This is a genomic window from Lysinibacillus sp. 2017 (assembly GCF_003073375.1).
In the GTDB taxonomy this organism is placed as follows: domain Bacteria; phylum Bacillota; class Bacilli; order Bacillales_A; family Planococcaceae; genus Solibacillus.
On the sequence record NZ_CP029002.1, the window covers coordinates 2435990 to 2453810 of the forward strand.

The 17821-nt window shown below is 36.2% G+C and carries 21 protein-coding genes; 6 read left to right on the plus strand and 15 right to left on the minus strand.

Going from position 1 to position 17821, the window contains the following annotated elements; all coding sequences use genetic code 11:
* Window positions 1-61 precede the first annotated feature (61 nt).
* The gene (locus DCE79_RS11855) at window positions 62-844 is read right to left on the minus strand and encodes a vWA domain-containing protein (protein ID WP_108713244.1); all 783 of its coding nucleotides are present in this window, start codon (window positions 842-844) and stop codon (window positions 62-64) included.
* 213 nt (window positions 845-1057) lie between these two features.
* Window positions 1058-1279 (minus strand): phosphate-starvation-inducible protein PsiE, encoded by a 222-nt coding sequence (locus tag DCE79_RS11860; protein WP_108713245.1) that lies wholly within the window; start codon window positions 1277-1279, stop codon window positions 1058-1060.
* Window positions 1280-1693: 414 nt separating this feature from the next.
* Between DCE79_RS11860 and DCE79_RS11865 the strand changes: the two genes are divergently transcribed.
* Complete coding sequence (locus DCE79_RS11865; protein ID WP_108713246.1) at window positions 1694-2536, plus strand: hypothetical protein; 843 nt, start codon at window positions 1694-1696, stop codon at window positions 2534-2536.
* A 40-nt stretch (window positions 2537-2576) separates the two neighbouring features.
* Here DCE79_RS11865 and DCE79_RS11870 read toward each other — a convergent pair whose 3' ends face one another.
* The 10 genes from DCE79_RS11870 to DCE79_RS11915 form a co-directional block, all read right to left on the minus strand.
* Window positions 2577-3140 carry an NUDIX hydrolase gene (locus tag DCE79_RS11870; RefSeq protein WP_108713247.1) on the minus strand — a complete coding sequence of 188 codons (564 nt, stop codon included), beginning with the start codon at window positions 3138-3140 and terminating at the stop codon, window positions 2577-2579.
* Between the two features lie 86 nt (window positions 3141-3226).
* Window positions 3227-3655: a GatB/YqeY domain-containing protein gene (locus DCE79_RS11875; protein WP_108713248.1), complete on the minus strand. Its 429-nt coding sequence runs from the start codon at window positions 3653-3655 to the stop codon at window positions 3227-3229.
* 83 nt (window positions 3656-3738) lie between these two features.
* Entirely contained in the window at window positions 3739-4956 is a 1218-nt protein-coding gene (locus DCE79_RS11880; protein ID WP_108713249.1) for a mechanosensitive ion channel domain-containing protein, read from the minus strand.
* Window positions 4949-5446: a sigma-70 family RNA polymerase sigma factor gene (locus DCE79_RS11885; protein ID WP_108713250.1), complete on the minus strand. Its 498-nt coding sequence runs from the start codon at window positions 5444-5446 to the stop codon at window positions 4949-4951. The genes DCE79_RS11880 and DCE79_RS11885 overlap by 8 nt, the downstream gene beginning before the upstream one ends.
* A gap of 113 nt (window positions 5447-5559) precedes the next feature.
* Window positions 5560-6351, minus strand: a complete 792-nt coding sequence (gene pstB, locus DCE79_RS11890) for a phosphate ABC transporter ATP-binding protein PstB (RefSeq protein ID WP_369916815.1) — start codon at window positions 6349-6351, stop codon at window positions 5560-5562.
* 36 nt (window positions 6352-6387) lie between these two features.
* Entirely contained in the window at window positions 6388-7266 is an 879-nt protein-coding gene (gene pstA, locus DCE79_RS11895) for a phosphate ABC transporter permease PstA (RefSeq protein WP_108713251.1), read from the minus strand.
* A gap of 1 nt (window position 7267) precedes the next feature.
* Window positions 7268-8212 (minus strand): phosphate ABC transporter permease subunit PstC, encoded by a 945-nt coding sequence (pstC, locus tag DCE79_RS11900; protein ID WP_108713252.1) that lies wholly within the window; start codon window positions 8210-8212, stop codon window positions 7268-7270.
* Between the two features lie 67 nt (window positions 8213-8279).
* The gene (locus DCE79_RS11905) at window positions 8280-9239 is read right to left on the minus strand and encodes a PstS family phosphate ABC transporter substrate-binding protein (protein ID WP_108713253.1); all 960 of its coding nucleotides are present in this window, start codon (window positions 9237-9239) and stop codon (window positions 8280-8282) included.
* Window positions 9240-9452: 213 nt separating this feature from the next.
* Complete coding sequence (locus DCE79_RS11910; RefSeq protein ID WP_108713254.1) at window positions 9453-9866, minus strand: response regulator; 414 nt, start codon at window positions 9864-9866, stop codon at window positions 9453-9455.
* Between the two features lie 49 nt (window positions 9867-9915).
* Complete coding sequence (locus DCE79_RS11915) at window positions 9916-12120, minus strand: penicillin-binding transpeptidase domain-containing protein (RefSeq protein ID WP_108713255.1); 2205 nt, start codon at window positions 12118-12120, stop codon at window positions 9916-9918.
* 197 nt (window positions 12121-12317) lie between these two features.
* On the opposite strand from DCE79_RS11915, the gene DCE79_RS11920 reads away from it, so the two are divergent.
* Together DCE79_RS11920 and DCE79_RS11925 are read left to right on the plus strand one after the other, a co-directional pair.
* Window positions 12318-12689 carry a fluoride efflux transporter FluC gene (locus tag DCE79_RS11920; protein WP_108713256.1) on the plus strand — a complete coding sequence of 124 codons (372 nt, stop codon included), beginning with the start codon at window positions 12318-12320 and terminating at the stop codon, window positions 12687-12689.
* Window positions 12686-13033, plus strand: a complete 348-nt coding sequence (locus tag DCE79_RS11925) for a fluoride efflux transporter FluC (RefSeq protein ID WP_108713257.1) — start codon at window positions 12686-12688, stop codon at window positions 13031-13033. The genes DCE79_RS11920 and DCE79_RS11925 overlap by 4 nt, the downstream gene beginning before the upstream one ends.
* Before the next feature lie 45 nt (window positions 13034-13078).
* Here the strand turns inward: DCE79_RS11925 and DCE79_RS11930 are convergent, their stop codons facing one another.
* The 3 genes from DCE79_RS11930 to DCE79_RS11940 form a co-directional block, all read right to left on the minus strand.
* Complete coding sequence (locus tag DCE79_RS11930; protein ID WP_108713258.1) at window positions 13079-13525, minus strand: universal stress protein; 447 nt, start codon at window positions 13523-13525, stop codon at window positions 13079-13081.
* Window positions 13526-14140: 615 nt separating this feature from the next.
* Complete coding sequence (locus tag DCE79_RS11935) at window positions 14141-14746, minus strand: superoxide dismutase (protein WP_108713259.1); 606 nt, start codon at window positions 14744-14746, stop codon at window positions 14141-14143.
* Window positions 14747-15049: 303 nt separating this feature from the next.
* Complete coding sequence (locus tag DCE79_RS11940) at window positions 15050-15529, minus strand: DUF456 domain-containing protein (RefSeq protein WP_108713260.1); 480 nt, start codon at window positions 15527-15529, stop codon at window positions 15050-15052.
* A 129-nt stretch (window positions 15530-15658) separates the two neighbouring features.
* Here DCE79_RS11940 and DCE79_RS11945 point away from each other — a divergent pair, with 129 nt between their 5' ends.
* From DCE79_RS11945 to ispG, 3 genes are all read left to right on the plus strand, one after another.
* Window positions 15659-16165 carry a DUF1189 family protein gene (locus tag DCE79_RS11945; protein WP_108713261.1) on the plus strand — a complete coding sequence of 169 codons (507 nt, stop codon included), beginning with the start codon at window positions 15659-15661 and terminating at the stop codon, window positions 16163-16165.
* Window positions 16166-16243: 78 nt separating this feature from the next.
* Complete coding sequence (locus DCE79_RS11950) at window positions 16244-16579, plus strand: hypothetical protein (RefSeq protein ID WP_108713262.1); 336 nt, start codon at window positions 16244-16246, stop codon at window positions 16577-16579.
* Window positions 16580-16710: 131 nt separating this feature from the next.
* Window positions 16711-17820: a flavodoxin-dependent (E)-4-hydroxy-3-methylbut-2-enyl-diphosphate synthase gene (ispG, locus tag DCE79_RS11955; RefSeq protein ID WP_108713263.1), complete on the plus strand. Its 1110-nt coding sequence runs from the start codon at window positions 16711-16713 to the stop codon at window positions 17818-17820.
* Window position 17821: the final 1 nt, after the last annotated feature.

Consider the following 17821-nt stretch of genomic DNA (forward strand, 5'->3'; position numbering starts at 1 on the left):
CCTTTTCCCTTTCAAAAAAGCAAAAAACGAACCCAGTTTTGGATTCGTTATTATTTATTCATTATTCATTAGCAAAAAATACTTTTTCAGCAAACGGAATCGGCTGTACTTCAAAATCAACTTCACTCATTGCAATGACTGAAACATCGACGTCTAACTCAGCAAATGACTCAGAAAAATCAGCTGTCTGCATTTCATTAAAATCGGTAAATTGGTTGTCCGTTATAATCATTAAATCACGCTGATTACAAATCGTATCTTGTTGGAACATTTCAAGAGCTTGAGTAAGTATGGGTACAATTTTTGCCTCCCCACCATAATTTTCATTCATAAATACTTCTAATAAATCAACTTCCAACAACCCATTTTTAAAGCAAATCGGTGTGCGAACATTTTCACTGAACGGTAGAAGAATAATGTCACGCTTTTGCTGTGCACTTAAATTAAATAATGGCAAAATTATCCCCTTACAAAACGCTTCAAATTCCTCCATCGATTCGGATTGCTGAACAGCGATAATAATAGGTGAATAAAATTTCCCCATTTCATCGAAGGGTACGTAATAGACATTTTCTGATACAACTGTTCGTGTCTTCAACAATTGTTTTTGTTCCCGCTGAAATACATAATCTTTATCTTGTATTTTGGGCATAGTCGCCTCAACTTCCGTAATCACTTCTTCTAAAGCAATTGAAATCTCAACCATTTCTTTGAATGTCTCATTCGTTTGAAAACGAATTAAAAACTGCTGCTGATTTTCTTCCGTTAACCCTTGGAACGCATTATTGCTATATAAAAAATGAAGAATTTCATCGTTTAAAAGTGTCTTAATCTCGTTCGTCATGTGAAATCCCTCCATCAAATTGTTTAATTTTATCTTCGGTATTTTGATAACCGCATTAAAATGAATATCGTTAGTATAGCGAAAAATGAAACGAAAAAATAGTAATTAAAACTCACGTATTTCAATTTTAGAATATTCTTTGTCAAATTTATTATAAAAACACAAAAACGACACCCGAAAAATCGGATGTCGCACCATACGTAATGTATGTGATTACAGTTTTTTAGTTAAACCGTGTAAAGTATCTTTTAATTCACGATCGTGATCTGAAAGCTCAATTAAGTTTTCGATACGTTCATGTAATGTAGGACGCTCGATTACTAATTGTTCGTGTAAAACTTGTACAAATAATTCGATGATCATACGATTTTGAATTAATAACGCTTCTTCTACACGCTCAGGAGCGATTGTATATTCTTTCACTTTTTTTGCCATTGGAAAACAGCCTCCCTTTTGTTTATACAACGTTATTTTAGCACACGGCTATAGAATTTTGTGAAATTATTTCAAATTCGTATGGGTATCTTTTAATTTTTTTGGCTTTACTACTTGATTTCTTTTCAAGTTTAAAGATCGTTATTTCACAAAAGTAACAATTATTTCTATTGATTTACGATATCCGCTTAAATCCCCACTGATCTTCATAATTTTATCAATGCTCCTGCTTACTGAAAGACTTCACGTATTAACTAAAAAGAATCTCGCTATAAATAGAAGCAATATTAACATACAACTAGTCAAATTAGCCTTATGATCCTAGCATTTTGTGCTATAATTACTAATATCTATCTAATATATCTAAATAATTCAATATTTACTGAAAGGAAGATTTTATTGCTCCCCACCATTATGCAAGAAGATTATGAAATACGCTTAATTCAGCATCTATTAGCGAATCGTTTTTTACGTCAATTTGATGGTAAATTAGTCACATCTCGAACAATTTCAGACGAAACAGTTGGCTTTGAAACGGAAGATAGTTTATGTCGTGATTGGCTTTTATCGATTTATAAAAGTTATTCTTTTTATGAAGGTTTTGAAACGATAGATAGCTGTTTACATTATATCCAATCTAGCCATTATGATAATCATTTATACCGTATCATTGAATTTAGCGATATGTATTATGCTGTCATCTATGAAAACTCTCAACATCAACAAGTCATTGGAAAGGATATTAGCTATTTCGCAAAAAGTAGTTTATTTTTGTGTGCTAAACGTCCCCCTTCCAATATAGCGGCTAAAGAGCGGACAAAATCACCGCCAATTCCACTTATTTATTATGAATTATTAGCTTTTGACCCGAATCTTAAAATTTACGAAATACAGTCTGAACAGTTAGCTAACTTTAAGGAAATATCTGTGCTAGATGCGATTGAATACATTGTTTTACTTGGTGTAACGTTTAAAGATATTTGGTATCGTTGTGATACACCGCACGCCATTGCGCATAACCGCGCTATTTTAAATTTATACTTCAATCAAGGACATAACTTTACACTTTTCGGCAAATATTCAAAAGCAATTGCCATTAACCCGTTCCAACGACTCATCTATTTACAGAGGGGACGTATTGAGCAATTTTTAATGGATATGGATGATTTACGTTCACAACAACGATTGATTCCTTATCGTGATGCACGCCGCTATCATGAACATATTCGCACACGTCCGATTGATTTTGACGAATAAAAAAACAACTTGTCCGCTAACCGGTCAAGTTGTTTTTTCGTTATAATTGCTGTTGCTTTACTTTTTCTAAAATCTTTTCATATAAAGGAATCATATGTGGTTCCGTACATTTTTCATGAATTTCATCTATAGCAATCCAACCAACAGCACTATTTTCATCGAGTTTAGCCTTAAACTGCGCATCGTCACTCGCTTCAAAAAGGTAAGTTGTATTGAAATGTAAATGTGGGGCTACATATTTCCCGTTTTTAACATGACCAATAACTGGTAGAATATCGAGCGAAATTAACTCTTGTTGAATCGCCTTTGCTTCAGACACACCCGTCTCTTCCATCAACTCTTTTTTCGCCACTTCAAACAAATCTGGTTCTCCGTCTGCATGTCCTCCCGTCCAGCTCCATGAGTTGTAAATGTTATGATAAACCATTAAAACATGCGTACGACTTGGATTTAATACAAATGCGGAAGAGGTAAAATGTAAAATCTCATTATTACGTGTCAAAACATCTGACAAAGTCACCATCACACGTAAAATTAAATCACGATCCTTCTGTTCTTGCTCATTAAATGGCTTGTACAATTTAATTTGATCATGTAAATTCATTTGAATCCTCCTATGTAACCGTAGTTAATTTGGTATAAAAATGACTAGATGAAAAAGGCCATGTATCTTGACATAGCCTTTTTCAATTAAGAAATTAATGATTTTACTACTTTTGAAATAGTGGCACCGTCCGCTTTACCATTTAATAATGGTTTCGCGATTTTCATTGCATCACCCATATTCATACCAGCAGCAACACCTGCAGCTTGTAATTCAGCAATAATTTCTTCTTCTGTTAACTGTTTTGGTAGGAAGCTTTTTAAAATGACTAATTTAGCTTCTTCTTTTTCAATTAAATCGGCACGTTCTGCTTTTTGTGCACCTTCTAATGCTTGGTTCGTTTGTTTAATTTCACGATTAACAATTGCTGTTTCTTCTAAAGGTGTTAGCTCTGAACCTTTTTCTTTCTCCGCTGCATCTAGTGCTGACTTCATTAATGTTAGGACACCTTTTGCCAGAACGTCTTTATTTTTCATTGCTTGTTTTAATTGATCGAATACGATTGTTTTTAACATTTGTTATGCTCCTTTAGATTAAATAAGTTCATTCACTTATTTGAATTCCCTCTATTGTAACATGTATGCACTCATTACATAAATTACTTTGATTCAATTTGTTGGAAGAGCGCAAGGAGTTTTTTCGATGTATAACGTGTAAATTGAGCAACTTCCACTTCTCCAAAGCGCTTCATGTATAGTTGTTCAGCTTTGTTTTGCCAAACCGTATAAGACTTATTTTCGAGTTGTACGATATATAGTGGAGCCCTAGAAATATTCGCCATTGTTGGGTGAACGAAATCTGCTCTTGAAAATAGCTCATTAAATGTCGGAAGATTGGCCTCTGATAAGTGAATTTCCTTTATCTCATGTGCTCTTTCGCTAGGTAATAATAGTTCAATACCTGTATGAAGACCTACGCTTACTTTTTCAGTCCCGATACGTTCCACTGAAGTCGATACTTCTTTCACGTCAACATAATCTCCAACTTTTACAGGTTGATTCAGATCATTCATAAACCAAGCTGCATTTATATCCTCAAAATCATAGTTTTCTGAAAGTTGTGCGTATTCATTTACTGTCGTATTTTCAATCAGTAAAAACATATTATCCTCTACTGCGACAACGGCACCTGATACGCCTAGACTTTTTAACTCTGGATAAGATGGGATTTTGTGCTGTTCTTTAAATTTAGTTAACTGTGTTTCGTAATGTTCATCCATATACGAAAATGCCTTTCTATCCGTATATAGCGCTGCAATCGCTACAACCATTTTCGGATAGTCGTTAAACCATTTTTCTTGCAGTTTTCCTGCATAGACAGCTTGTTCAATTATTAACGGTGCAATCGATTTATCAAATTGATTCTGGGTAATATTTGCCCTTGCTAAAGCTTTCGGTAGTTCAATTTCACGCCATAGTTTTTCTAAATTTTCCGTACCTTTTTCGATTTCCGCATCTGTAATCGTAATGCCCATACTTTGTGCGTATTTTGGGATACCAATTATTCTTATCATTTCATAGTAAGGACTTGCACGCAGAATCTCTTCCGTTCGTTTACCTTGTTCATCAAGTACCGTCAAAAATTCAAACAGCAATACATTCGTCGGCTGTGCAGCTTGCCGAATATCCATTACTTTGGGGATAAACTGCAAACCAGCAACTATCAATAATGCCACTACAACTACTGGCATTAAATAATAAGCTATATAATTTTTCTTCTTACGCGGTTGTTTATGTAAAATGGAATTTTTTATGGCCTTTTCACTTTCTGACATGTCCCCTGCAACATCGATCAACGCCCTTTTGAATTCATTCATGATTTAGCACCTCCCATGTTCCTTCTAGTACAGGTCGTAATTGGTCACGCGCGCGTTTTAATCTTGTTTTCACGGTATTTTCGTTAATTTGTAAAATTTCTGCTACTTGTAAAACAGACATTTCCTCGTAATAATATAAAAGTATCGGCTCACGATATTTGAGTGGTAGCTTTAAAATCGCTGCACCAATACTTGAACGTTCCTCTAGTTGTACGACATGATCTCGGTCCGTTGTTTTCATCCACCATTTCGTTTCAAATTGCATTTTTTTATAGGCCCAGCTTTTTAAATAATCTTTACTTTTATTAACGGTCATCGTTGCTAAAAAGCTTCGTAACTGACCCTGCTCTTCATAATTCGCTTCATAAAATTTTATCAATACTTCTTGTACAATATCTTCTGAAGCATGAATATTTTTCGTATAAAAGTACGCAAGACGCAGTAAATGTGCACTATATTCATCAATGATTTGTTCTATGTCTACCTTCATATCGTCCTGCCTCCTTTCTTACATTGTAAACGATTTCCAAATAGGTTACGTTTCAAAATAAAAAAAGTATAAGAAGTTTCCCTCTTATACTTTAGAAATCTGAAATGGATTGTTTAACCAAAACGCCCGGAAATGTAATCTTCTGTACGCTGATCTTTTGGTGTTGAGAAAATTTTAGTTGTTCGATCAAACTCGATAACTTCCCCATTCAAAAAGAATGCGGTTTTATCACTTATTCGCGCTGCTTGCTGCATATTATGCGTGACAATAACAATGGAATAGGACTTCTTCATATCTTGTACGAGTTCTTCTATTTTTAATGTTGAAATTGGGTCCAGTGCACTCGTTGGCTCATCCATTAAAATAACATCTGGCTCAATTGCCAAACAACGAGCAATACAAATGCGTTGCTGCTGACCACCTGAAAGGCTATATGCATTTTGATGTAAACGATCTTTCACTTCATCCCAAATCGCCGCGCCACATAGGGATTTTTCTACAATTTCATCTAATATCTTTTTGTTTTTAATCCCGTGAATGCGGGGACCATAAGCGATATTATCATAAATCGACTTTGGGAATGGATTTGGCTTTTGAAAAACCATTCCCACTTTCGTACGAATTTCTTCTACTTCAAACTTAGAATCGAAAATATTACGTCCTCGGTAGTTGATTTCCCCGGTAGTACGGACTCCTGGTACAAGTTCGACCATACGATTTAACGCTTTAATATATGTCGATTTTCCACACCCTGAAGGTCCAATAATTGCCGTCACTTCATTTTCTTTCATGTCTAAATTTATATTTTTTAACGCATGATGTTCACCGTACCAAAGATTAAAGCCATTTGATTGCATAACCGTCGATTTATTTTCAGGTAAATGCAAGATATTTTCCTTTTCCATCGTCTTCATTAAAATATGGACCACTTCTCTTCACTCCTAGTGACGTTTTTGAAATTTATTTCGAATAATAATAGCAACGGAGTTCATCGAAATTAATACAACCAACAGAACGATGATTCCTGCTGATGCTACGAACTGAAATTCTTCTTGTGGACGCTTGGCCCAATCGAAAATTTGCATAGGCAACGCTGTAAATGTATCCAAATAACCTGTAGGTAAAAATTGTAGAATGACAGGTATACCAATGACAACAAGTGGTGCTGTTTCACCAATCGCGCGAGATAAAGCTAAAATGCTTCCTGTTACGATACCTGGAATAGCTGAAGGTAATACGACACGTACAATTGTTTGCCATTTTGTTGCACCAATCCCGTAAGATGCTTCACGCTGTTCATTAGGGACCGCACGAATGGCCTCTTGAGCTGCTACAATGATGACAGGTAGAATTAACAAACTCATCGTCAATCCAGCGGCCAATATACTTTTATCAAATCCAAATAGCCTCACAAAAATCGTTAACCCTAATAATCCAAACACAATGGAAGGTACTCCTGCTAAATTTGAGATATTCACGCGTATAAAATCATTTAGCCTATTTTGTCTTGCATACTCCTCTAAATAAATCGCAGTACCAACCCCAATAACAATCGAAACTGGCGCTACAACTGACATCAACCATAGAGAACCTACAAGTGCAGCCTTTATCCCCGCATTTTCAGGAATACGCGAAGCAAAATTCATAAGAAAATCAAAATCCAAATAACTTAAACCCTGTGATACAATTCGGTAAAGTAATATTACGAGAGCAATCATGGCAAAACTTGTTACAATCATAAACATCATTTTCCAAATTTTATTGGAAAGAAGCCGCTTATTCATTCGTTTCATCACTAAATCATGTTGCAAATAGCGCATGTTAATACTCCTCTCGGAAGCGTTTTGAAATGTAAGTCGCTAGTAAATTCATTGCTAATGTGAAGATAAATAACGTAAAACCAACTGCATAGATCGAGTAATAAATCGTTGTGCCATAACCTGCATCTCCTGTAGTAACTTGTACAATATAAGCGGTCATCGTTTGGATGGAGTCTGTAAAGCCAAAGTCGAATTTTGGTGTTGCCCCACCAGCTAGTGAAACAATCATTGTCTCTCCAATTGCCCGGGAAATGCCTAGCACAATAGATGCAACAATTCCCGACAAAGCTGCTGGTAGCACGACTTTAGTCGCAACTTCAAATTTGGTCGCACCCAATCCAAATGCACCTTCTCGTATCGAACTAGGTACCGAACTCATCGCATCTTCAGACATGGAGATGATCATTGGCAAAATCATAATCCCTACAACCATCCCTGGACTTACAGCGTTAAAAATCTTTAAATTTGGTACAATTACTTGTAAAATAGGCGTTACAAATGTCAGGGCAAAAAATCCATAAACAATTGTAGGAACACCTGCCAACACCTCTAAAATCGGCTTGACAGTTTTACGAACACGTTCTGAAGCATATTCACTCAAATAAATGGCGGCACCTAATCCAAATGGAACAGCCACTAATAGCGCGATACATGTTACTTTAAATGTCCCAAGTAGGAGCGGTAATATACCGTACAACGGTTCTTTTCCTGAAAACGGAAGCCACTCTTTGCCAAATAAATAATCCATTAATGAGACGCGTGAAAAAAATTCAAATGTTTCAAAGATGAGCGTGAAAACAATGCCAAACGTTGTAAGTACCGATATTGTTGCGGTTAAAAATAATAGTACTGGTACGAGCTTTTCTATCGTTTTCTTTCCTTTGCGATTATGAGATTTGACAATTAATTGCTGCACTGAAGGTTTTTCCTGCTGTTTTGTTGTCATTGGTGAAAACTCCTTCCAAACTAATTAGGCGCTAAGGCAGTCTACCTCTAACAACCTTTAATGTGGATTATTTTAAGCCTTCTAGATCCTCTAAGCTGGCTTTATATTTTTCAGCGGGTAAGCTTACATAACCAACAACTTCTGCCATTTCTCCTGCATGTTCAAGTGTAAATTTTATGAAATCATAGGTTGCTTCATTTTCCTTTATAGCACTATTTTTAACATAGACAAATAGTGGACGAGATAATGGAGAATATTCACCTGATTCAATCGTTTCATTTGTTGGTTTAATTCCATCAACAGATACAACTTGTAGCTTGTCTTTATTTTCAAGGTAATACGCATAACCGAAGTAACCAATCGCATTTTTATCTGCCGTAACGCCCTGTACTAGTACGTTATCATCTTCTGATAAAGTTGCAGCCTTCACGATGTCTTCCCCATCTAAAATGACTTCATCAAAGTAATCGTAAGTTCCTGAATCTGATCCTGGAGAATAGAACACAATTTCTTCTGCTGGCCATGACGGGTCAATATCCGACCATTTTTTTGTCGTGCCATCTTCAATCCAAATTTGTTTTAATTGTTCTACCGTTAAATCTTTTGCCCATGTATTTTCTGGATGAACGACTACAGACAATCCATCGTATGCTATTTCAAATTCCGTGAATTCAATTCCTGCAGCAGCTAATTCTTCTATTTCAGAATCTTTTATTGGACGTGATGCATTGGAAAAATCAGTTTCTCCATTGATAAATTTTTCGAATCCGCCGCCAGTACCCGAAACACCAACTGCTACACGTACATCTTTTTGTACAGCTGCGTATTCCTCAACGATTGCTTCCGTGATTGGCGCTACCGTTGATGAACCATCGCCTGTTACACTACCTGATAATTGAACATTGCCTGATTCCGATTGATCTGTAGTTCCTTCTGCGGATGAAGCATCATTTTCTTCTCCACATGCCCCTAAAAATAATGCCGAACAAAGTAATGCCGATGATGTTAAGTACTGCCACTTTTTCATTTGCAATTCCTCCATTTATTATCAAAATGTTTTAAGTACAATTCTCACTATAAACATTCTTTATTGAGGGGATATCCAGATTTTGTTAAGCCTCCGTAAAAGATTGTAAATATTACAAAAATATAATTCGTGCTAATATCGCACGAATTGATGTCTCTTATTCAATAAAAAAGACAATTTGCATTGGTATTTTGCAAATTGTCTCTCATAACCTTATTGAACCTTTTTTATAGACTTAATATCCATTAGTTTTATTTCATGTTCTGTTATAGATGATGGTGCCTTTTTTGTTTTTACTGTATGTACATGAATTAACAATGTTGTCGCATCTCGTTTACTCTTATACCCTTCAAATGTAGCATTATATAGAATAATGCCATCGCGCAATGTAATCGTCATTTTTTTGGCATCCAATAACTCTCTTAAAAACGGGTAAGCTTTTAAGTTTTGTTGGCGTTCCATTTTAACAAGACGGGGTTCCATTAAATAGATCGCTCCTGTAAAAATCGCTATGTATACAATCGACATGACAATAATGAGCCAAATCGGTGTATTCATATTCGCCAAGATAATGGCATTACTGATTGCCCCGATGATGATGATGGCATTAAAAGCTTTTTTACGCATTTTTTTCTCCTTTAAAAAATCCCGTAGCGTTCAAACTACGGGAAATTTATTATTCATTTACTTTTTGTTCTTCTTCATCTTCTTCTAATTTTTCATCAGAATGTTTAATAATTGGTTTTTCAACGTCACTTGTTGTTAAACCTTCTTTAGCATATTTCTCTTTCAACTCAAAATAGTAATCTAAGATTTCTCGAGCTGCTTTGTTCGCTTGAGATAAGTGAACAGAGAAGTTCGTTGTAGACCATGGGAAAATGACCGCATAGGCCACTTCAGGATTTTCATATGGTGCAAATCCAACATGAACATTGTTAATTGTATCTGTACCGTATTTATCTTTTTGTGGGCCATAGTATACTACTTGGGCAGTACCTGTTTTACCTGCAGCTGTGTACTTCGCATCCGCAAATGCACTACGGGCTGAACCGTTTGACCCATTATATACACGATATAGCCCCTCTTTAACATGATCAATTTCTTCTTTGCTGTTTTGAATTTTATTTAAAACAGTTGGTGTTATTTCTTCAACTACGGGACCTAAGTTTTCACCATCCGTAGAAGGTTTTCGAATTTCTTTTAACATACGTGGTTGAATTCGATAACCACCATTGGCAATTGTAGAAATATATTGTGCCAATTGCATCGGTGTATACGTGTCGAACTGACCAATTGCTAAGTTTAATAACTTAACATCTGTATCGGGGTTTGCTTGATAACCCGTTGTTTCACCAGGTAAATCAATCCCTGTCGGAACACCTAAACCAAATTGTGCATATTCATTACGCATCGTTTGTAATGTATCTGAATTCAAGCTAAAACGCATACCTGGTGTATAAGAACGCCCACCAACACCCATCGCGACTTTAAACATATAGACGTTTGATGAACGCTCTAATGCGGTTAAATCATCGATCATAAGACTACCTGATTCATTGAATAGTGAGTTCAATGTCAAATTACCAATATGCATTGGTGAATCGAGCATTACTGTACCAGGTTTAATAACACCTTCATTATATCCCATTAAAACAGTTGCTGCTTTAACAGAAGAACCTGCTTCATAGGCGGTAGTAAATGCCCCATATGAATAGTCTAGAATATAAGGTTTGCCTGTTTCTTCATCGTACTCAATCTTTTTACCAACGACAGATAATAATTCTCCCGTATTTGGATTCATCATAACGAAAAATCCTCGGTCTAATAAATAGGAACCACCCATAGCTTTTAGTTCGAGTAATTTCTGTTCCATTACTTCTTCTGCCTTCGCTTGTAGCTCCACATCAATTGTTGAGACTAAATCTTTACCTGGTTCCCCAGCAAAAGTTGTCATCGTTTCAACAACTTGACCTTTTTTGTTTGTTAAGTTTTTCACAACCGATTTTTCACCTTGAAGAATCTCTTCATATTGCGCTTCGAAATAACTTTCTCCGACACGATCATTACGTGAATAATCACGTGCTAAATAGTAATTTAGTTTTGATTTAGGGACACCTTTACTTGGAATCGTAGTTCGTCCTAAAATTGCTAATGAAGATAATCGAACACGTTTCCAGTCGGTTGTTGTATTAACCCCCGGTAATTCAGATAGCTGTTCGGAAACTCGTGCGAACTCTTCGGCAGTTACATTTTCCCCTTTAATAATCTGAGGTGATAAGTTATAGCCAGTTGTCATTTCACGATAAATCGCAAGCATTTCTAAATCTAAATCTGAAAGCTGAGCTAGTTCTGCATCTGTGATACGTTCGCGGAGACGACGATCATATTCTGCATTAATTTCCTTTTGTTCAAGCTCTTCGTTTTGTTGACTGAATTTAGTCATTTCTTCTTGCGTTACTTTTTCTTTCGCTTTATCTGGATTTCGTAATATCCAGAAATCGAGCTTATCACGATGTGTAACTTTTTCCGTTGGCTGATCAATTAATCCCGCTAACTTTTCAGCAATTTCAAGCATTTCAGCAGACTTTGTTGTCTGCATCTTCGTATACGTTATCGCATTTTCTGGTTCGTTATCTACTAAAACTCGTCCATAACGGTCAAAAATACGTCCACGTGGCACACTTGTATTGACCCGTACTTCTTCTTGTTGCTCTAATTTTCGTACGTAATCCTCGCCATTTACAATTTGTAAATAACCTAAACGGAATATTAATACTGAGAAAAGCACAAATATTGCAAAGAAAAGGACGTTCATCCGAAATGTGAGACTTGCTTGATTTGCTTTCGGACTCGCTGCACGATTTTGCGGTAATTTTCGCAATTTAAACTCCCCTTTCTAAATATGTAATTTATTTAATCTACCCGAATCATACCTTTTAGTATAACACTGTGCGCACGCTGAAAAAAGAGGAGACTTCACATTAATCAACATTTAGACGGTACGGAAAAATAAAGGTTTCCATTTTCAAAAATTCGGTTCAAAATATAAGCTATAACGTAATATACTGAGGTGATGAAATGACGATGATTGCAGTTGGTATTGGTGGTGCTCTTGGTGCGTTACTTCGATTTTTTATAGGAGAGGCATTTTTGACATCATCGATTTTCCCATATAGTACATTACTCATAAATTGGGGTGGCAGTTTTTTATTTGCCTTTCTAATTGGAAAGAAATTGTTCGATCGAAGTCCCGTTATAAAACTAGGGGCAACAACAGGCTTTTTAGGTGGCTTTACTACATTTTCGACATTTAGTGTAGATGGATTTATATTATTCGAACAGCAGGAAATCTTACTAGCCATTCTTTATATGCTCTTGAGTGGTATTGGCTGCGTGTTACTTAGTTTCATTGGTCTAATGCTTGGTCGTAAAGGAGGAATCTCCACATGATTTTTGTTGCAATTGGCGGCTTTTTCGGAGCGATTGGCCGGTTTACATTCAGCGAATATATAAAAAAAAAATTGCAAAAACCCGGCTATTTTGCAACATTCATCATCAACTGTATCGGTTCTTTATTACTTGGACTTATCTTTGGGTTTGAACTAACAAATGCCTTCCACCAACTGTTTGCTATTGGATTTTTAGGTGCGTTTACAACTTTTTCAACTTTTTCGTTTGAAGTGGTTCAACTTGTTGAAAAAAGAAACTATCAAATTGCCATTGGCTATTTAATTAGTTCCATTTGTTTAGGTGTTCTATTTGCCTTTATTGGCTATTTTTTAGCTACTCTATAAAAACAAAGGAAGTGCTTTTTGATCTAAAGCACTTCCTTTTTTCATTTATAATAAATTTCGGACAACAAGCACATCACATTTTGCACTGCGCACAATTGATTCTGACACCGAGCCCATTAAAAATCGTTCAACTCCCCCTCTTCCCGTTACACCACAAATAATTAAATCAATTTGTTTCATATTCGGAATATCTCGAGCAATAATGTCCTTAGGTGATCCATATTCAATGATAGTCTCAACTTTTTCTACTCCAGCAATTACCGCCTGTTGTTCATAGCCTTTTAGCTTTTCCGTTGCCAATTCATTTGCTCGTTCTGCAAAATCGCGATTGTATGATTCATACACAGCGAATACACGGGTATCGATTACATGAACAATATACAATTGCGAGCCGTTATTATTAATGGCAATTTGAATTGCTCGTTTAAATGCTAAATCAGCCTCATTGGAACCATCTACAGCAACCAAAATATTTTGATAGGTTAAACTCATTTCGATTCCTCCTAACTTTGCTATTTCTATAAAATACCCTGAAAACAATTGATTTAAAACAAAAAGAGGCAGTGTTGTAAATTTCCTCCTACAAAACTACTTCTTAAATATATATCGCTAACTATATGAATTTATTCATTTGACCTTTTTATTCACTATGATCGTTGTTGTTCGTATAGTTCAATCCCACCCCAATTTCAGTTATTTATTAAAGAAATCGTACAAAATTTCACTTCCGTTGTCAGAACAAAAGCGCTAAAGCGTCCGTTTAGCCCCGAACAGCTTTGGAGGACCCGACAAGAAAGTAAACGTTCTATCACGCATCAACGGAGGGGTCGAAAAGCTCGAGGGGCTGGCGCTTTAGCCTAGACGTGAGATATGCTTTATTTAAAAATTATCCACAATACGATGGATTTATAATTTCCTTAACAACGAAAAAAAACGCATGAGAAGTTGTACACTTTTCATGCGTTTCTATAAGCTAATATTATTTTATAAATATAAAATTATTTAGCAGCTTGGAATTTAGCTTCTACTACGTCCCAGAAGTGCTCCTGTCGCTTCGCTTTCGTCGCAAACTGAGATACCTAATAGTTGAAGAAAACTTCTCGCATATTATTTAGCAGCTTGGAATTTAGATTCTACTACGTCCCAGTTTACTACGTTCCAGAAACCACCGATGTAGTCTGGACGACGGTTTTGGTAGTTTAAGTAGTAAGCATGTTCCCATACGTCTAAGCCTAAAATTGGAGTTTTGCCTTCCATTACTGGAGAGTCTTGGTTTGGAGTTGAAGTTACAGCAACGCCGTCACCGTCAACGATTAACCAAGCCCAACCTGAACCGAAACGAGTAGTTGCAGCTTTAGCGAACTCTTCTTTGAAAGCTTCGAAAGAACCGAATTTAGCGTCGATAGCTTTAGCTACTTCGCCTACTGGAGTGTTAGAACCGCCTGGAGCGATTACTTCCCAGAATAATGAGTGGTTAGCGTGACCGCCACCATTGTTACGTACTGCAGTTTGTTTGTCAGCTGGTAAAGCGTTGATGTCAGCGATAAGTTCGTTGATATCTTTGTCCGCAAACTCAGTGCCTTCTACAGCAGCGTTTAAGTTTGTTACATAAGTGTTGTGGTGTTTAGTGTGATGGATTTCCATTGTTTTTGCATCGATATGTGGTTCTAATGCGTCATAAGCGTAAGATAATTTTGGTAATTCGTAAGCCATTGTGAATTCCTCCCAGGAACAATAATTTAATGTTGATTACAATACTAGGTTATCAAAAAAAAGAGTGCGCTTCAATGAAAAATATAGCAAAATCAACATTTCAGCCTTTTGACGGAAATATAAACTAAATTCTCCATTTGCAAACCATTGTAATCTTTTCCATACTTAGTGTACGACAAGATAGCCTCTATTTACAATTAATTGCACTCCTGAATTGCAATAAAGTGAATCTTCAATTAGTAGAAGTTCTCGCTTATTGTTAGCCTTCATCAATCGGACGATTACCGGTAGTCGATTCTCCAGTTATAGCGCGATAAAAAAGATAATAATCATAATGATCTGAATCACTGCTTTTGTCACCACAGATGTTAAAAATCCAATTACAGAGCCAACACCAACTTTAATGGCTTGTTTCAAATTTGTACGTGCAAAGATGAGTTCACCGAGTATCGCGCCAATGAAAGGTCCCGCAATAATCCCTGCAAACGGAATGACAAATGGTCCCACAAGTAACCCAATGGTACTCCCCCATATACCCGCTTTTGAACCACCGAACTTTTTTACGCCGATCCAGTTGGAAATCGAATCTGCGACAAATAATAATGCGACAAACAACAGTTCAATAACCCAGAACCACCATGGCAGATCGCTAAAGCTATAAAATAATCCATAGGCAATAAATCCGCCAAGTAAAAATAATACAGACGGAATAATAGGATACACCAATCCAATAAATGCAATAACAAATAGTGCAAGTATAATAATCCATGCGATAATATCCAAAAGTTTCACACCTTTCTTTTAACCTAACAATTATACGAAAGGCTTTTCGAAAAAGTTTCATTTTCCAATGAAGCGGTACATTTACTAGAATTTTCATGTTAAACTACTGACAAAAGGAGTTTAGTACATATGAAAATTTCACACATACAATTATTTATTGATAGTTTATCAAATCCAAAAAAACTCGGTGCTTACCGAATTCTTTCTATTGGAAAAGTCATGCAATACGCTTTCTTAATGATTGCCCTTTTAACCGCATTTTCATTTGGACAATTTATTAATACCGGTGCGGATGAGATTTTTGGCTATGCTGAAATCGAACAATACATTGAAAGTATTCAATGGCTCGTTTATCCGATTGCAGTCGTTTTTTTATTTGTCATGAATACCCTTATCTATTTTATTAAAGTCAGCCTTTATGCACTCGCGGGTCTGTTTTTTATCAAGCCAATGAAACGCCGAGGTGAATATCGACAAGTGTGGCGTACAGCTGTATTTGCATGTACATGGTCAACATTGCTAACAATGTTCGGTAATCTATTCCCAATTCCCTCAACTTTTATGACACTATTAAGTATATTTGTTACGATGCTCTTTATTATCATCGCTTTAACAAAATATCCACTTTCAAAATAACACATGAATCCTTTCGTCCAACATATAATTTATTAATAGATTTTTTAATGAATTTCAGAGGAGACGGAGGGATTTTTTATGCGCTTTTTACTAGCTTCCATTTTACTTGTCATGCTGGTCTTTGTGATAAAAGTAGATTTACAGGAAGGGACCATTCCACTCGCATCCTTTTATAACGAAACAATTCCCTGTGAACCTAAAGAAGAATTTTCTTACGTATCCGTTCAGGTAATGGAAGACGATACCATTTATAGTTTGTTTTCCGCAACTCCATCCCCTATACACATGACTTTTCCTGAAAGACTTTCAAAGTTTTATGAGTTAAATCCGCACTTACAATTACAAACACTTGTTGCAGGCGAAACTATTTTAATTCCATTACGTCTAACATCGAAAGAAACTTGTTCAAAATGAAATCCTAGCGTTTCTTCCTTGTTCTTCGTTTCATACACTGATAAAATAATGGTTGAGTGATGGCTTACATAAAAAATTCGTCACAAATTGTGATGACAGACATTTAAAAGCCTGAGAAGGAGAGAATTTTCATGAGTGAAATCGTTCACCGTACGAAAACACGTCCAGTGCGTGTCGGTAATTTAACAATAGGTGGTAATAACGAAGTCATTATCCAAAGTATGTGTACTACAAAAACGCATGATGTTGAAGCAACTGTTGCTGAAATTAAGCGTTTAGAAGAGGCTGGATGTCAAATTGTACGTGTGGCTGTTCCAGATGAACGCGCTGCATTAGCTATTCCAGAAATTAAAAAACAAATTAATATCCCGTTAGTAGCGGATATTCACTTTGATTACAAATTAGCATTACTTGCGATTGAGGGCGGTATCGACAAAGTTCGTATTAACCCAGGTAATATCGGTCGCCGTGAAAAAGTAGAAGCGGTTGTCAATGCGGCAAAAGCAAAAGGTATTCCTATTCGCATCGGGGTAAATGCTGGTTCTTTAGAACGCCACATCCTTGAAAAATACGGATACCCTACTGCTGATGGTATGGTTGAATCCGCTTTACATCATATTAAAATTTTAGAAGACCTTGATTTCCACGATATTATCGTGTCAATGAAAGCTTCTGACGTAAACCTTGCCATTGAAGCGTATGAAAAAGCATCAAAAGCATTTGATTACCCACTTCACTTAGGTATTACAGAATCAGGAACATTATTTGCTGGTACAGTGAAATCTGCTGCTGGTCTTGGTGCTATCCTTTCAAAAGGTATTGGGAATACACTACGTATTTCATTATCAGCGGATCCAGTAGAAGAAATTAAAGTTGCACGTGAACTTTTAAAATCATTCGGCTTAGCATCAAACATGGCTACATTAATTTCTTGCCCGACTTGCGGTCGTATTGAAATCGATTTAATTTCAATTGCAAACGAAGTAGAAGAATACATTTCAAAATTAAATGTACCTTTAAAAGTTGCCGTTCTTGGTTGCGCAGTAAATGGTCCTGGTGAAGCACGCGAAGCCGATATCGGTATCGCAGGTGCTCGCGGTGAAGGCTTACTGTTCATGAAAGGCAAAACAGTCCGTAAAGTACCAGAAGCAACAATGGTAGAAGAACTGAAAAAAGAAATCGATAAATTAGCTGCTGAAATGGTAGAAAAACGTGAAGCAGAAGCAAACGCCAACGCATAGA

Coding starts and splice junctions, on each gene's coding strand:
- DCE79_RS11875 (WP_108713248.1), bottom strand. CDS start 3,655: ATGTTAAAAACAATCGTATTCGATCAATTAAAACAAGCAATGAAAAAT.
- DCE79_RS11865 (WP_108713246.1), top strand. CDS start 1,694: ATGCAAGAAGATTATGAAATACGCTTAATTCAGCATCTATTAGCGAAT.
- DCE79_RS11880 (WP_108713249.1), bottom strand. CDS start 4,956: ATGAATGAATTCAAAAGGGCGTTGATCGATGTTGCAGGGGACATGTCA.
- DCE79_RS11925 (WP_108713257.1), top strand. CDS start 12,686: ATGATTTTTGTTGCAATTGGCGGCTTTTTCGGAGCGATTGGCCGGTTT.
- DCE79_RS11860 (WP_108713245.1), bottom strand. CDS start 1,279: ATGGCAAAAAAAGTGAAAGAATATACAATCGCTCCTGAGCGTGTAGAA.
- DCE79_RS11935 (WP_108713259.1), bottom strand. CDS start 14,746: ATGGCTTACGAATTACCAAAATTATCTTACGCTTATGACGCATTAGAA.
- DCE79_RS11930 (WP_108713258.1), bottom strand. CDS start 13,525: ATGAGTTTAACCTATCAAAATATTTTGGTTGCTGTAGATGGTTCCAAT.
- DCE79_RS11910 (WP_108713254.1), bottom strand. CDS start 9,866: ATGCGTAAAAAAGCTTTTAATGCCATCATCATCATCGGGGCAATCAGT.
- DCE79_RS11855 (WP_108713244.1), bottom strand. CDS start 844: ATGACGAACGAGATTAAGACACTTTTAAACGATGAAATTCTTCATTTT.
- pstA (WP_108713251.1), bottom strand. CDS start 7,266: ATGCGCTATTTGCAACATGATTTAGTGATGAAACGAATGAATAAGCGG.
- DCE79_RS11870 (WP_108713247.1), bottom strand. CDS start 3,140: ATGAATTTACATGATCAAATTAAATTGTACAAGCCATTTAATGAGCAA.
- DCE79_RS11920 (WP_108713256.1), top strand. CDS start 12,318: ATGACGATGATTGCAGTTGGTATTGGTGGTGCTCTTGGTGCGTTACTT.
- DCE79_RS11950 (WP_108713262.1), top strand. CDS start 16,244: ATGCGCTTTTTACTAGCTTCCATTTTACTTGTCATGCTGGTCTTTGTG.
- DCE79_RS11945 (WP_108713261.1), top strand. CDS start 15,659: ATGAAAATTTCACACATACAATTATTTATTGATAGTTTATCAAATCCA.
- DCE79_RS11885 (WP_108713250.1), bottom strand. CDS start 5,446: ATGAAGGTAGACATAGAACAAATCATTGATGAATATAGTGCACATTTA.
- pstC (WP_108713252.1), bottom strand. CDS start 8,212: ATGACAACAAAACAGCAGGAAAAACCTTCAGTGCAGCAATTAATTGTC.
- pstB (WP_369916815.1), bottom strand. CDS start 6,351: ATGGAAAAGGAAAATATCTTGCATTTACCTGAAAATAAATCGACGGTT.
- DCE79_RS11905 (WP_108713253.1), bottom strand. CDS start 9,239: ATGAAAAAGTGGCAGTACTTAACATCATCGGCATTACTTTGTTCGGCA.
- ispG (WP_108713263.1), top strand. CDS start 16,711: ATGAGTGAAATCGTTCACCGTACGAAAACACGTCCAGTGCGTGTCGGT.